The sequence below is a fragment of the Pseudoalteromonas sp. L23 genome (genome assembly GCF_021728455.1).
In the GTDB taxonomy this organism is placed as follows: domain Bacteria; phylum Pseudomonadota; class Gammaproteobacteria; order Enterobacterales; family Alteromonadaceae; genus Pseudoalteromonas.
This window is the reverse complement of record NZ_JAKKCW010000010.1, coordinates 81,870-96,780: the sequence shown is the minus strand read 5'-3', so window position 1 is coordinate 96,780 and position 14,911 is coordinate 81,870. Positions and strand designations below refer to the sequence as shown.

Genomic DNA, 14,911 nt, shown 5'->3' with positions numbered 1-14,911 from the left:
TTAGTTTGAGCCGAGTTGATCTATGTAGCGCTCTATAACTTCCTGAATAGATCGATGCTCCTGAACGGGTAAATAATTTATATGGGCCAATAAAAACTCTTTGGTACCATAATTACTGAGTAGTATCTGATTTACTCTCTCTAACACCAGCCTGCTTACTTGAGTCTTATTACACATCACATGACCTAAAATAAACCGAGGTGAATCCGCGATTAGATAGGACTCATATTTATCTTGGTTGCTCTTGGCATATCGCATCACTTCAACAGGGTAACCAAGCAAAAAATCCACACGTTTCAATTCGAACATCCGATGTACAGTTTCATAATGATTACTTCCACCTCTCACCACTTTATTAGCGCTATCCACCTGTGCTAATTGCTTATCTAAAAAAGGCCCATATGACAGATCGTCAGCAGTTACTATCAGCTTATTTCTGTATACGTTAAAAAGTTGCATAAGAGAGACTACATTACCTTCTTCATCAAGCACTTCTTTAGATAGCGGAGGTGAATCAGCATGTTGATATAGACGTCTACTGATATAAAAATTTACTGGCAAGCTGAATAGAAAGTTTTTTTCGCGATAAGTAGTTTTTACTTTGTTAAGAGTGCAAATAGCTGATTTATCTTGCTTTAGCATTGAGCGTAACGTCCGTTTATAACTTGCGCCGAGAAACTCAATGTTTGAGAGGTTTAACTGTTCAAATAGTATTTTGTTGGTTGCGCCAGCAATATTTTCAGGTTTAGCTTTTTGCGTCAAAATAGCGAGGTCTTCTTCATCATCCAAAAATATCTGAATCGTTGTTGCATCAACATTAGCAGTGACTGCTAAGCAAAAAACGACAAATAGGTACCCCAGAAAATTCATATACATCATTCAATTACCTGGTAAACAAAAGGATTCCTGAACCTAATACCTCCCTCTCTAAATTTAGTTGAGGATTTTACGATTGTAAAATCCATACCTTTAGCAAATTCACAAGAATATCATATTGAATATTGTATACTTTAATCCTATGTTAAATAGGCTTGTAAATTAGCAAGCTTATTTAATAAGGATACAACTGTGAAAAAGATATATTTGAGAAGAGCGCGCTGTTATGCGCTTCTATTACTATTAACGGCAGGTCCGGCAAGTGCAGCTCAACTCACTGACACCTGTAAATCCTCAGCCCCATTTACTGGAAGAGAAATTGAAAATAAGCAACCTATTTGCCTTCCGAGTGGTGCTCGAACTTACTTAAGTATTCCAGGTGCAAATAGTTTGGCAATTACCACTGGACATGGCTCAGGAAATCTTAATTTATATTCAAAAAATGGGGGGTGGCCAAAACTGGACGGTAGCGATCCAAATTCAAAAAGAAACGGTAATAGCGAATGTATCGTGCTTAAGAACTTAAACCAATATTGGACTTACATTACGTTAGATGGGGCCAGTCAAGGGGCCTCATTAGTCGTTGATTTAGGTGCAACCTCATGCCGTAACTTAGGTTCTACTCCACCACCTGGAAATAATGATGGTTATCCTTTAAATTATGCCAACATCAAGGTTTTTAGATTTCAATTTAGCGATGCGCAACTTAACTGGAATTCAATGCAGCGTGATTTAGCTGATGCTGCAGCATATTACACGGACCAATCTTACGGTAAATTTAACCTCACATATGATACATCGGTGCCAATAATTAATATTGCTCGACCCAAAAGTGACTTTGACAATGACTTTCACGGTTGGACAGCTGAATGGAAGAAGCATGTTAAAGCCAACGGCGTTGACCCCGAAAACCCTGGAACTGGTAATGTGGTAATGATGGTTGCCCCTCAAGTTGGTAACTTCAATTCCAGCGCTGCTCCTCCTTCAATCAGTTTATATCACCACAAATCAGGCGTGGTGGCACATGAGTTAGGACATGCACTAGGGCTACGTCATGCTAAAGCGCTAGAAGCTGGCCCTGGTAGAGTAATTGGCGATCATGATTATGCAAAGGAAAGCTTAAACTATGGTAACGTATATAGCATGATGGGAATGGGCGCTCATTCTTTAGAAGAATATAACTTACTGTACAAAAAGTATTTCGGTTGGGTAAGCGGATCAGAAGTCCCACTCATTACCTCATCGGGAACATATCGCATTTATGCATTTGACCACGGGCGCAATGATCAAGGATATATCGGATTAAAGCTAAAATCGGGTAACGGCTTATATACGTATTGGTTAGAGTACAGAACTACAAATGCGCGATATCCAAATACCAAAAACGGCATACTCATCAATTTAGAGGGCTACTTCGAAAATGAGCAAGACCCACGCTTTTGGAAAACGACCTCTTACCTCTTAGATATGACCCCAGGGTCAAAAACACCAGGCTGGTGGGGTGACGACCAAACCGATTCGGAGCTAACAATCGGAAATTCATATACCGATCACTGGGGAGGATTCAAAATCACCCCGACATCAAAGGGCGGAGCAGAAAATAGCGCTACCGCATGGATAGAAATAAAAGTAGAACTACTTTAATAGAGTAAGTAACGATGGCTATCGTTTGAGGATGATTGCCATCGCTATACCTCTGAGTGAATTTATTTATAGTAATTCACTAATGGTTCATCTATATTGGGAACATGCATTTGATGCGAACAATTCTTATGTAGTAGGAGAGCTAACATGGATCCAGTCACACTTATTTTTGATTACCTTTTTACCATTCAAGCGTTTTTATTGATTTTCGTTATCGTGGTACTAAAAGGTAGTATCAAATTTGTCCCGCAGAACCGTGCGTGGATTATTGAACGTTTCGGCAAGTATCAATCCACTAAAGAAGCCGGCCTTAACTTTATTCTGCCATTTATCGATCGTGTAGCCGCCGATAGAAGCTTAAAAGAGCAAGCAGTTGATGTACCGTCTCAATCAGCCATAACCAAAGACAATATTTCATTGATTGTCGATGGTGTACTCTATTTTAGGGTTTTAGATCCGTATAAAGCGACTTACGGTGTTGACGATTATATCTTCGCGGTAACTCAGCTCGCGCAAACCACCATGCGTAGTGAATTGGGCAAAATGGAGTTGGATAAAACCTTTGAAGAACGAGATTTGCTTAACACCAACATCGTCGCCGCCATCAACTCAGCTTCTGATCCGTGGGGCATTCAAGTACTGCGCTACGAGATTAAAGATATTGTGCCACCAAACTCTGTAATGGAAGCAATGGAAGCACAAATGAAGGCTGAGCGTGTGAAACGTGCTCAAATATTAGAATCTGAGGGTGACCGTCAAGCTGCAATCAATGTCGCGGAAGGTAAGAAACAAGCACAAGTACTTGCAGCTGAAGCCGAAAAAGCAGAGCAGATCTTAAGCGCCGAAGGTGAGGCAAAGGCGATCATTGCCGTTGCAGACGCACAAGCTGAAGCCCTGCGTAAAGTCGGTGAAGCCGCAAATACCGAAGAAGGTCAAAAGGCCATACAGCTTGACTTGGCAACAAAAGCCATTGCAGCAAAAGAAGCAATAGCCAAAGAATCTTCTGTGGTATTGCTGCCAGAAAGTGGCACTGATGCAAGCTCGCTTGTCGCACAAGGCATGTCTATTATTAACACATTGAATAAAAAGCAAGGGTAACGCCTATGGCCTTTTTACTTGAGCACTTAGCACAAACCTTAGTAGTACTAGGAATTGCTTGCCTAATTGTTGAGGTTGCTGTGCTTGGTTTTGCGACCTTTGTATTGTTCTTTTTAGGTCTATCGTTGGTGATAAGCGGCGGCTTAATGTACGCAGGTATGCTTGACCAAACTTGGCTAACTGCACTTTGGTTTAATGCGCTAGTCACGACATTACTGGCGGTGTTTTTATGGAAACCACTAAGACGTATGCAAGATGTAACTGACGACAAGGAAGTAACGAGTGATTTTGCTGAGCTTAGCTTTACGCTAGAAAAGGACTTAAATCCAGATAGTCGTATTTTTCATACTTATTCTGGTATTGCATGGCAGCTAAAAAGTAAACAACCCATCACCGCAGGAACACAAGTCAAAGTGGTTAAAAAAGAGGTTGGAGCGTTTTGGGTAGAGCCAAATTAAGCAAATTGGTATAGCCTTGCGAACAAAGTGCCTAGCAGCAAATGTTGTTAGGCATTTTCAACAACTCTCTGTGTTCAGAAACAACTTTTTACCTTATTCTCTTTTCGTCTAGTACCTTCTCGGTTTACTCTATCCTGCACAACAGTTACACTCAAATTTAGGTACAAGGTTAAACACCTCTGAACCATGAATAAAATATAATAAAAAAACAAGGGATTATAACCTACAATGATTCGGGTCGAAAACTTAAGCCGAGTATACGGAAGCGGAGAGACACAAGTGCATGCACTAAAATCAGTTTCTCTAGAAGTAATGGAAGGTGAATTTGTCGCAGTGATGGGGTCTTCTGGCTCTGGGAAGTCTACTTTAATGAATATACTTGGCTGCTTGGACTCTCCGACCTCCGGCTCTTACTATCTTGCTAATCAAGAAATTCAGGCCGTGGAAGATGAAGCCTTATCACAAATTAGAAATCAAAAAATTGGCTTTATCTTTCAAACATTCCATCTACTTACTCGCCTAACCGCACTGGAAAATGTCATCTTACCGCTAAGGTACACAGAGACTTCCCCATCAGAGGCAAAAAGTCGCGGACTTGCCATGCTAAAAAAAGTAGGTCTTGATAGCAGAGCACATCATAAACCCTTCGAAATGTCTGGCGGACAACGCCAACGTGTTGCCATTGCACGGGCACTCATTAATGAGCCAAAAGTCATTTTTGCCGATGAACCAACTGGTAACTTAGATAGTAAAACCTCACATGAAATCATGGAGTTACTATGCCAGCTACACCAGCAAGGCCATACCATTGTGATGGTAACACACGAGGACGATATTGCAGCATATGCCGAGCGTATCATCAGAATGAAAGATGGCGAAAAAGTCGAGGATAGCCAATGCACAACTACATCATAAGCATCGCCCTGCTCACCTCTTTGCCGGCTTTTGCCAAACCAATCATCGTCTCAGGCCTTATTAAAGCAGGTGAAACTCAGGTCTTTCACGCACCGATGAGCGACTCTTGGAAAACGCAAATTCAGTGGATGCTGCCCGAAGGGGAAGTTGCCAACGAGGGGGATATTGTTGTCGTCTACGATTCTGGCTCTATCGCGACCTCAATCGACCAAGATAAAGTGGCGCTTGATGCTGCAAAAGATGAGTACAAACGAATTGAGCAAGACGGCGCCCAAAAGATACTCGAAGCTCAGTTTCAGTTGAAAAAAACTATTTTGCTCGTCGAAAGAGCCAAGATAGATGCTAGCGTGCCAAAAGCCAATATCAGCACCTACGACTACGAGCAACACCAGCTGACGTTAGAAAAAGCGATTATCGAAAATCATAAAGCCGAAATAAGTTTAGGCAAGGCAGAAACTGAAGCAAAGGCAAATACTCAGAAACAGCGACTAGAGATAAAGCGTCTAGAAGCAAGCCTCACGCACAACCAAGAGCAGCTCGATAAAATGAGTCTAACGGCTAGTAACAGCGGCCCAATTCTGTATACGGATCACCCTTGGAATGGCAACAAGTTGTTTGCTGGCGCAACAGTACAACCGGGTTGGAAAGTAGCAGAAATCCCTTCTACAGCGGGTCTGTATCTAGAAGCCTGGATCCATGAAGTAGATGCTATTGGTATTAAGGAAGGTCAAACCGCCGATTTAAAATTTGACGCCTTTCGCTCATCACCAACGCCAGGTACGCTCACCGAGCTATCAACACAACCTGAAAAGCGCCAAGACTGGGGCCAAGGCATGTATTACCGAGCTAAGTTCACATTCAACACCGATTTGCCACTATTACCGGGCATGAGCGGAAGCATAACTTTGCCAGGAGAGAAAAATGAAAGTTAAGTTACTGGCAGTCATCATTCCACTATATTTACTAGGCTGTAGTCAGGCCCCCAGCGATATACATATCGTTAATGCACAGCCAATCACTATCACAGTAGAAGCGAATGGTGAATTAGAATCAAAAAGCCGAGCGTTGATAGCCCCTCCTTCAATCAAGCGTATGTGGCAATACAAAATAAAACAGCTAATGCCTGAAAATACCACGGTTCAAAAAGGCCAAATTGTTGTTTCATTTGACGATCAAACCGTTAGAGATCGCTTGATGGAATACAATTCGAAGCTAAGCCAAGCGCAAAAAGAACTGGAAAATAAACAAGCTCAAGTCGGGAAGCAAGAAGAAGAATACAAACTCGCACTCGCTGAAGCGCAAATGAACTTTGATAAGGCAAAACGACGCGCAGAGATCATAGATAACTCACGCTCAGACAATGATCGTAAAAAAGCGCAAATCGACTTCACCATTGCAACCAATGATTTAGAACTTGCCCGCGGTAAACTCGCTTTTCATCTAAACAACAAAGAACTGAGTATCCAAATGGCAAGAAGTAAGGTTGCACGAATGGATGCTGAAGTGAAAGAACTAAAACGTGACATAGCGCGTTTACAAGTAAAAGCGCCAATGGATGGGTTAGTTGCATATCGAGCAAATAGGGAAGGAGAAAAACCCAGTGTTGGTGAATCCATGCAATTTGGTCAACCTGTTGTTGAGCTATCAGTTATTGAACAAATGCAAGTAAAAGCACAAATTAAAGAAGCCGATTTTGGACGGATCAAATTGGGGCAAAAGGTCAAAGTTACCATAGACAGCGCCGACGGCTATGTTATCGGCGGAACACTCGTTGAAATAGGAAAGGCCTTTAGAGAAAAGTCGTATCAAGATAAAAGCCGCATTGTTGATGCTATTATAGAGCTGGACAAAGTCGATCCCGAAAAGCTGCGGCCAGGCTTGAGTGCTCGTATAGAGATAGTGACAGCACAACTCGATAACGCCTTGACCGTGCCATTAAACGCGTTAAAACAAAGCGCGGGTAAAGTACATGTAAGCACAAATAGCGGAGAGAAAGAGGTCACTGTCTCTTATACCACACCGACGCTTGCCGTGATTTCTTCTGGTATTAGTCAAGGCGCGGAGGTAAAGCTATGAAAAAAACATTACTCGCAGTCATTGTCCCACTATGGTTACTTGGCTGCCAAGAAGCACCTGAGCAGCCAGCGCAACTACTATATACCGTAGAGTCGAAGCCATTTTCGATTACTGTGGATGCAGAAGGCGAATTGGAAGCCGCAAGTGAAACCGTCATATCCGCCCCAACCTCAGCAAGAGGGGCTCAGACGCTCGCATGGATCATGCCAGAGTACACTCAGGTGAAAAAAGGCGATGTTATCGCACGATTCGATGGCAGCCAATTAGAAAGACGAAAACGCTTTAGTGAGTTCGACAAAGGCAAAGTCGCGCAAGATATTACGGTCACCGATAGTGATTTAACCACGAGAAAGTCCCATTTGGATAGCGACAAGGTTATCGTTAGTGAAGAGAAACACTTTGCCGAAACCTTTTCAGTTGACGATGAACGGATCCGCTCAAAGCTCGACATTTTAGATCAAATGCAAAATGTTGAGTATCTCAATGCAAAAGAGGCTTATTTTGGCTGGCAGACAGAGCAGTTTTCATCTTCAGCTCTTGGAGAAATGGAACTGTTAAAATTGCAGTCAAAGCAGCATGAAAGCAAAATTGCGATGTACAACGCAAACTTAGAAGGTCTTGAGGTCATCGCGCCACATGATGGCTTACTTACCCTCAGTGCCGATTGGCGTGGAGAGAAGCCCAAATCAGGTCAAGCACTATGGCCTGGGCAAAAGATCGGGGGGTTACCAGATATTTCATCCCTGCAAGCTAAGCTTTTCGTTCATGAAAAAGAAGCGCTTGGCCTTGCGATTGGCCAAAAGGTTGCGTTTACCCTGCTCTCCAATAGCGATGAGCGCTTTGATGGTAGAGTCACCAAAGTGTCACCTTACCCACAATCTATTCGTCGTGGAGATCCACAAAAATACTACGAGGTCATAGCGAGCCTTGATGAAACTCCAGCCTACTTTAAACCTGGTAATAAGGTGCTTGCTACGTTATTTGTCCAAGAAAATAAAGAAGCGTTACTCGTACCTAAACACAGCGTGATTAATGATAACAATGCGTTTTTTGTTCAAGTTAAAGACGGTAGTCAGTTTAAACGCGTAAAAGTGGAATTAGGCCAAAGCAACCTAAGCCATACTGAAGTACTTTCTGGTTTATCGCCCAAGCAACAAATTGCACTTGTCGCGAATAAGGAACTGTAATGAAATATTTGGATTTATTTACCGACGCTATTGTGCAATTAAAGCAACATAAGCTCAGAACCCTATTGACCTTACTTGGGATGATTTTCGGTGTGGGTGCTGTTATTGCTATGTTGAACATCGGTGAAGGTGCTGAACGAGAAGCGCTTAAGATGATCGATTCTATGGGGATCAATAATGTTATTGTCAGCGCTAAAAACATTGAAGAGAATGACCTAAAAGAACAACGAAAACACTCGCAAGGTCTTAATCTATTAGACGGCCAAGTGATTGTCGACGCCCTGCCCTTTGTTAGTGATTTTTCAGCTGAACGGCTAGTAGATACCTACCAGATATTTAGCGAATTCGGCAGTTTTGAAGGGGAAGCCGCGGGCGTCACAGCAAACTATTTTAGCCTTGCGCATTATGAACTCGCTGCTGGTCGCCTGCTAAATACTGAAGATAGCAAAGAATATAGGCAGGTTGCGTTACTCGGCGCCAATACTGCAAAAACGCTATTTCCCCTCGGGAGCGCTGTTGGCCAACAAGTAAAAATTAACCATTTATGGTTTGAGGTTGTTGGCATTTTGCAAGCGCCGCACCTGAACAAAAAGGAGTTTCAAGGCGTTGCATTAGGAGGCGAGCAAAGCCGTATTTTTGTTCCGCTAACGACCGCAATTCATCGCTTCAATAAGGGATTACTTGAACCAGAAGTTACCGAACTAAAACTCGCTATCGACAAATCTCAGAGTCCAATTTTGGCATCTCAAGCTATCACTAACATTCTAACCAATCGTCATAGCGATATTGATGACTATAGGTTGACCATTCCCGCAGCGCTTCTTGCTCAGCAAAAACAAACACAAGCCATTTTTAATATGGTGATGTCTTGCGTAGCAGGTATATCACTCCTTGTTGGCGGTATTGGGATTATGAATATCATGCTTGCAACCGTACTTGAACGGACCAAAGAAATCGGCTTATTACGCGCAATCGGTGCGACTCGGAAAAATATTCAAGTTCAGTTTATTACAGAGAGTTTTACCATCTCGATACTCGGAGGGCTATTAGGCGTGGTGTTTGGTATTTTACTTTCAGAGATAATTGCATTTTATTCAAACTGGGCGGTTTCTTGGTCTCTGAGTGCTATTATTCTTTCTTTTAGTATTTGTGCCTTAGTTGGCTTAACATTTGGTGTATATCCTGCAATCAAGGCTTCAAAGCTAGACCCGATCGAAGCCTTACAAAGTGATTAACCAATTAGGAAGGCACTAACGCCATCCTTTATTTTGAGACTAAAATAACCTGAGCTGCGGATAACTAATGCCTTTCTAGCAGCCAGTTTTAGCGCTAACTGCGTTGAATTCACTTCCAATAGCCAGCTATTGGTGCGTAAATTCGCCTTGTTTTCCCTAAAACTCTCTGGCTAGACAAGGAAAAAGCTAAGTTGTGCTTTAGCAACAATGAGTTGGAACATTCCTTATCCAAACCTCAGGTTAAAATACTTTTTCGCATACAGCTCAGTGACCAAAGTCATTAACTAACCAGAACTCGGGATAACAACTTGTTCTCTAGCAGACGTTATCCCTTACTACTGCGTTAAATTTGCTTGCAATAGGCCAGCTATTGACGCACAAATTTGCCTTGTATTAAGAAATAACTTCTGGCTAGAGTGATATTACGCTTTTGAACTTAGTGGTTTTAGTGGTTTAACTTACTTCTTATCCCGAATTCAGGTTAACTAGCACGCTTTTTATTGGACTTTTTTTCGCCACAAGGTAAACTTTTATCCGATTTAACTCAAAAATAACAGGAAGCATTATTTGAGCAAAGAATGCTCGTATGACTTGTGTTGTTTTACTGCTTAATAAATCATTAAATATTTAATTAAGCTTTGAAAAATAGCTAACACAGTTAAAATGCTGCTGAGAATGGAACTTCAAGGACAAATAATGAAAAAAGTAACGCTTATCGCGCTTTCTCTCGCCTCACTCACTGCTTGTAAAAGTAATGATATCAACCGTGTCGTGAATGACGGTGTAGACGGTGCTATTAATGGTATTTTTGGCAGTTCAGGTACCGTTGTTTCAGCAACCGGTAGTGGCTCTAGTAACGATTACTCAGTCGAAAAAGAAGACATATGGCCTCATCAAGCAACGAAAACGGCTCGAGACTATGGCTCATTGGCGTTTGTAAAAACGGCAAAAAACCCAAGTGGTAAAACTAGACTTAAGTTTAATGAATGCAAACATCCGCGAATTGGCAAAATAAGGTGCGAAGGCTATCTATACGAAGTTTCACCAGAGGGCTGGTTGGTCAAAGGCGATACTATTCACTTTGGCACACGCCATTACGCTGACATTGTTATTCCAGCCGGCCAATACTATATAAAGATAAAAGGTGAAGATGTGGGTAAAAAAGTCTATGCGACCGGAACCATAGAAATAGTGCCCTTTGTAACTAACTACATCAATGTAACCGTCCAATAAAAAATCACAAAAAGTACCTAGCTTTTGCAAAGTCACTAGGTACTTTTTACCAGAGCAATTTCCTCTTTAATCAAGCAACCTAAAACAACACTTCTTATCCTTTTTATTTCATCAATAGTGCGCAAAAATTCCCAATAAAGAAACACCCAGTAACCCCACCAGCATTTAAATTTACTTTAAATTACAAAATGATGATTACTTCCTCTAGCGTGTGAGCTTTTCTTACGTTTTTCTCAGGCCCCAAAGAATTTAGATTTATTCAATAATAATAATTAGTTAGATAAAAATAACAAAAAACAAAATCGCTCCCTAAATTCCCTGCGAAAACATAAAGTTATAATTTTGTTTATTTTTTGTTATTTATTTATTTGAAATTCTTTATTACCTTAGAGTTTGTGCTCAAAGTAATAGCACTAATAATCAGCCGCACTCATTCGCTCTTTTATCTCATGTACTGAGTAGTTGCGTTTTAGTGGGAAGGAATCTTCAAAATAATTATGGAGTTAACATGCAAGGGTTAAAGTCTCTGTGCGTTTTAGCATCTGCGATAAGTATGTATTGTCACGGCGCTGAACGCGTCTCTTTATTCAATGACACGCAGAAAATTGCGTCTACTTTACAACAAAAACAATCCACATTTGGTGATGATTCTAATCAAAACTATCTACTCGCGCTTAAAACATTTGCTGCGCAATACACAGGTCACACACTTACATTTCATCAAAGCCAAGTAGATCAAACTAGGCAAAGCCATACCATAACTCAAAAATACCAAAATATACCTATCTGGAATCACGACCTTGTTGTGCTTACGGACGAAAATGGCGTAGTTGAGCAAGTTTATGGCGATCTCATTGTAGACGTTGCTAAAGATTTACCTGCACTAACTCCAGCGTCTGATGACCAACTTAACGCAGCATTAGATTCAATCATCTCGCAATTTGCCAGTGAACGCCCTAGAGTTTTTCGACGTAAATCAACAGAAGAAGTTATTTATATAGATGATCGCGGTAAAGCTCGACATGCAGCTAAACTTACCTTTTTCACCGATTTTAACTCTGCTCCTTTTAAGCCTCAAAGGATCATCTCCTTTGTCGATTTAACAACAAACGAGCTTATCAACCAATCCGATGTATTGCAGCGGGTTGTGTATGAAGGTGGAAGCGGTCCATCTGGCAATGACAAGATTGCACGTCCAGATTACCAACAAGCTGATTATGTTTCCTACCCACCAAAGACCTTTGTCGTCGCAATGGAAACCGATGCTCAGCAAACTAGCTGCTTATTTGATGCAAAGAACGTTGAGACCAGAAACTACAATCACGGCACAGCGCAAGTTAATACGCCTTATAGCTATAACTGCTCAGATTCAACTCGTAATGATTATAAAGAATATCACGGAGCTCGCTCTGCTTTGAATGATGCCCATCATCACGGACAAACAACGAGTTTAATGTTCGAAGCATATCTGGGACATAAGCCCTACTATAATAAAAAGATAATTCAGAATGTCCATTATGGTCTGAATATGGATCAGGCATTTTATGAAAACGGCGAGGTCTATTTTGGTGATGGGGACTACCTCTTTTACCCTATGGTTTCCTTAGATGTTGTCGCCCATGAAATCGCCCATGGTTTTACTGAGGAGTATGGCTCAAGTACACCAAAGTCAATGTTGACAGGTCAAGCTCGTGCTATCAACGAAGCGTTTTCCGATATGGCTGGTGAGGCAGCTGAATTTTTTTACTCTGGATCGAATGACTGGAAAAGCAATCACGAAACATTCCGCCTAGATGATGCTCTACGTTATTTTGAAACTCCGACGCTAGATGGAAACTCAATCGATCATGTTGATGACTATGACGACTCAGTCACTTCCCACCATGGCGCTGGGGTGTTTAACAAAGCTTTTTACTATCTTACTACTGCTGACTTAGATAGTGACCCCTCTCCTTGGAATACAAAATACTCCTTCATTCTATTTGCTAACGCAAATAAAAATTGCTGGACCAGCAATAGTACTTATCTTACTGGTGCAGATTGTGTAATGCGACAAACCCACACAGTGACTGATCAGCTGACTCAAGATGGGGTTACAAAGCAAGATGGTAGTAACTGGCAAGCCACTGAATTACAAAACCACGTACGTAAGGCATTTGCACAAGTCGGTATAAGTTTAAAGGTAGACCGTGGACTTGAGAGCGAACTTGGTTTTGATCGCCAATTCTTAGCTTTTGACTTTAAAAACTTAACCCGTAGTGATGGCCAGCAAGTCTCGGCGAGTAATAGCGAAGGCTGGCAATGGCAGTGGAACTTTGGTGATGGAAGTGCACAAAACAGCGCCTTTGAGCCCAAACATAATTTCACTACCGCAGGCAAATACAACGTTGAGCTGACCGCCATCGCACCTTCTGGCCAGTCCGATACATTTGTACTACCCATTGAAGTATTTGATGACTATTGTCCGGCACAAGGCATCAATCACAGTAAATATTACCTATCATCAGTTTCGTTAAATAGTTACAAAAATGATTCCACCTCAAGCAATTACAGTGATTACTCATATGATGTCGTCGAAGTAAAAGACGGTAAAGCACTCAATGTAACGCTGACCGCAGCGCCACACCCAGATACTCAAGACAAAACAAAGAATTTTTATGTTTGGTTAGATAAAGACAACGATGGCTTATTCCATAAGACTGAGGAACTTGTACTCTTTGGAAGCAGTAAGACGCAATTGGCTGGCGACATCTCATTGAGTGGTGAGTTAAATCAAAGCTATCGCCTTCGTACTATGGTGTCATTTGGTTTAGTGAAGTCTGCATGCGGAGATATGTCCTGGGGCGAAGTCGAAGACTACACAGTTAAACTCACTGAAAACAATGACCCTGTTGATTTGAGAATCACCGCCAACCAAGGTGTTAATCAAATGAGTTTTGATAACAACACGGTTGATGCACGTGTTAAACGTTGGAAATGGGAATTTGGAGATGGCTCAACCAGTAGTAAAAAATCGCCTACTCATCAATATGCGCAAGCTGGAAGCTATACGGTCGAGCTAAAAGCATATGACAGATTCAACAAAGTCATAGGAAATTGGAACAAACAGGTTCAGTTTAACACAACTATCACCGCAAGATTCACACCTCGTAAATCCGGTAGCACTGTTTATGTAGACACAAACCAAAGTGTTATCCCTCAAGGTAGCACCATACAGTGGCAATTTGGTGATGGTGCCACGTCCTCGGTAAGAGACACTCAGCACACCTACCAAGCTGATGGTGAATACACTATTACACTCACAGTTAACCATGTTGATGGTACACAATCGGCCAGTGAAACGGTAAAAATTGGCGAGACAAGCTTTATTCCTGAAGTGAGCTACACGGTAGCCGAGCAAGCAGACGGTACGTTTAAGGTCAGCTTTAATAACACCACCGCAAAACCTGACAATGCCGCTTGGAATCCTAATGTCACTTTAGTATGGGATTTCGGAGACGGATCAACGCACAATCAGAATGATAGTTTCGGCCAAGATACAGTTCATACCTATCAAGCAGCTGGAACCTATACCGCAAGCTTGACTATCAGTTATGACAAACCTTGGTGGCATGATCGAGGAGAACGAGTCACTGGTACCAAGAATATGGTGTTAGAACTAAAGGCCACTCAGCCCGTTGAATACTGCACAGCTGTAGGTATCACTGATTATGAACACATCAGCAGTGTGACTTTCAATCAAGATGGTCCGTTTAGCAATGCGCAGCAGTCTGGTGTTGTTAATCCTAACAATCCAATCAAACTCTATGCCACACAGAATAATACCTATCGTATTGAAGCTGGCTATGCTGGCACAGAAACATTCGCTGAAAATTATCATATTTGGATTGATTTAAACAATGATGGTCAATTTGGTGATGGTGACTGGAGAAACAACAAATCAGAACTTTTAGTAATGGACTTCGACCAAACTAACCAAGACTACGGCAAAGGTTATGTTGAAGGTGAATTTAGCATTCCAAGTAATAAGTTGTCACAACCTGTCACGACGACTCGTATGAGAATTTTGCAGTATTACGGATTTAGCAGAGTAAACAGTATCGATCCTTGCTCTGACTATAGCAGTGCCGCAACCTCGGGGAGCGGAGAAATTGAAGACTACCTTGTAGAAATCTATAAGAATTAAGGA

Annotated in this window: 11 protein-coding genes; 10 read left to right on the top strand and 1 reads right to left on the bottom strand. The window is 41.7% G+C overall.

Translation table 11 applies throughout. From position 1 onward, the window contains the following. Positions 1–879 (bottom strand): hypothetical protein, encoded by an 879-nt coding sequence (locus L3V43_RS16485; RefSeq protein ID WP_237116994.1) that lies wholly within the window; start codon positions 877–879, stop codon positions 1–3. 189 nt (positions 880–1,068) lie between these two features. Between L3V43_RS16485 and L3V43_RS16480 the strand changes: the two genes are divergently transcribed. The 10 genes from L3V43_RS16480 (at position 1,069) to L3V43_RS16435 (ending at position 14,908) form a co-directional block, all read left to right on the top strand. Further along, positions 1,069–2,520 carry a collagenase gene (locus L3V43_RS16480; protein ID WP_102058531.1) on the top strand — a complete coding sequence of 484 codons (1,452 nt, stop codon included), beginning with the start codon at positions 1,069–1,071 and terminating at the stop codon, positions 2,518–2,520. A gap of 147 nt (positions 2,521–2,667) precedes the next feature. Beyond that, positions 2,668–3,618 carry an SPFH domain-containing protein gene (locus L3V43_RS16475; protein ID WP_095726733.1) on the top strand — a complete coding sequence of 317 codons (951 nt, stop codon included), beginning with the start codon at positions 2,668–2,670 and terminating at the stop codon, positions 3,616–3,618. 5 nt (positions 3,619–3,623) lie between these two features. Then, a complete protein-coding gene (locus L3V43_RS16470) occupies positions 3,624–4,076 on the top strand; it encodes an activity regulator of membrane protease YbbK (protein ID WP_102058530.1) in 453 nt (150 codons plus the stop codon). Positions 4,077–4,304: 228 nt separating this feature from the next. Further along, the gene (locus L3V43_RS16465) at positions 4,305–4,991 is read left to right on the top strand and encodes an ABC transporter ATP-binding protein (protein WP_010607436.1); all 687 of its coding nucleotides are present in this window, start codon (positions 4,305–4,307) and stop codon (positions 4,989–4,991) included. Then, entirely contained in the window at positions 4,973–5,923 is a 951-nt protein-coding gene (locus L3V43_RS16460) for an HlyD family efflux transporter periplasmic adaptor subunit (protein WP_237116995.1), read from the top strand. The genes L3V43_RS16465 and L3V43_RS16460 overlap by 19 nt, the downstream gene beginning before the upstream one ends. Further along, positions 5,913–7,067, top strand: coding sequence for an HlyD family efflux transporter periplasmic adaptor subunit (locus tag L3V43_RS16455; protein WP_237116996.1), 1,155 nt, complete (start codon positions 5,913–5,915; stop codon positions 7,065–7,067). The genes L3V43_RS16460 and L3V43_RS16455 overlap by 11 nt, the downstream gene beginning before the upstream one ends. Further along, complete coding sequence (locus L3V43_RS16450) at positions 7,064–8,254, top strand: HlyD family efflux transporter periplasmic adaptor subunit (protein WP_237116997.1); 1,191 nt, start codon at positions 7,064–7,066, stop codon at positions 8,252–8,254. Before L3V43_RS16455 ends, L3V43_RS16450 begins: the two co-directional genes overlap by 4 nt. Next, positions 8,254–9,489 carry an ABC transporter permease gene (locus tag L3V43_RS16445; RefSeq protein ID WP_237116998.1) on the top strand — a complete coding sequence of 412 codons (1,236 nt, stop codon included), beginning with the start codon at positions 8,254–8,256 and terminating at the stop codon, positions 9,487–9,489. The genes L3V43_RS16450 and L3V43_RS16445 overlap by 1 nt, the downstream gene beginning before the upstream one ends. Positions 9,490–10,185: 696 nt before the next feature. Continuing rightward, positions 10,186–10,722 carry a hypothetical protein gene (locus L3V43_RS16440; RefSeq protein WP_102058524.1) on the top strand — a complete coding sequence of 179 codons (537 nt, stop codon included), beginning with the start codon at positions 10,186–10,188 and terminating at the stop codon, positions 10,720–10,722. 508 nt (positions 10,723–11,230) lie between these two features. After that, a complete protein-coding gene (locus L3V43_RS16435; protein WP_102058523.1) occupies positions 11,231–14,908 on the top strand; it encodes a PKD domain-containing protein in 3,678 nt (1,225 codons plus the stop codon). The last annotated feature ends 3 nt before the right edge of the window (positions 14,909–14,911 follow it).

Excerpts from the sequence above, each read along its gene's own strand:
- L3V43_RS16440 (WP_102058524.1), top strand. The coding sequence starts at position 10,186 with ATGAAAAAAGTAACGCTTATCGCGCTTTCTCTCGCCTCACTCACTGCT.
- L3V43_RS16460 (WP_237116995.1), top strand. The coding sequence starts at position 4,973 with ATGCACAACTACATCATAAGCATCGCCCTGCTCACCTCTTTGCCGGCT.
- L3V43_RS16450 (WP_237116997.1), top strand. The coding sequence starts at position 7,064 with ATGAAAAAAACATTACTCGCAGTCATTGTCCCACTATGGTTACTTGGC.
- L3V43_RS16455 (WP_237116996.1), top strand. The coding sequence starts at position 5,913 with ATGAAAGTTAAGTTACTGGCAGTCATCATTCCACTATATTTACTAGGC.
- L3V43_RS16485 (WP_237116994.1), bottom strand. The coding sequence starts at position 879 with ATGATGTATATGAATTTTCTGGGGTACCTATTTGTCGTTTTTTGCTTA.
- L3V43_RS16465 (WP_010607436.1), top strand. The coding sequence starts at position 4,305 with ATGATTCGGGTCGAAAACTTAAGCCGAGTATACGGAAGCGGAGAGACA.
- L3V43_RS16435 (WP_102058523.1), top strand. The coding sequence starts at position 11,231 with ATGCAAGGGTTAAAGTCTCTGTGCGTTTTAGCATCTGCGATAAGTATG.
- L3V43_RS16470 (WP_102058530.1), top strand. The coding sequence starts at position 3,624 with ATGGCCTTTTTACTTGAGCACTTAGCACAAACCTTAGTAGTACTAGGA.
- L3V43_RS16445 (WP_237116998.1), top strand. The coding sequence starts at position 8,254 with ATGAAATATTTGGATTTATTTACCGACGCTATTGTGCAATTAAAGCAA.
- L3V43_RS16475 (WP_095726733.1), top strand. The coding sequence starts at position 2,668 with ATGGATCCAGTCACACTTATTTTTGATTACCTTTTTACCATTCAAGCG.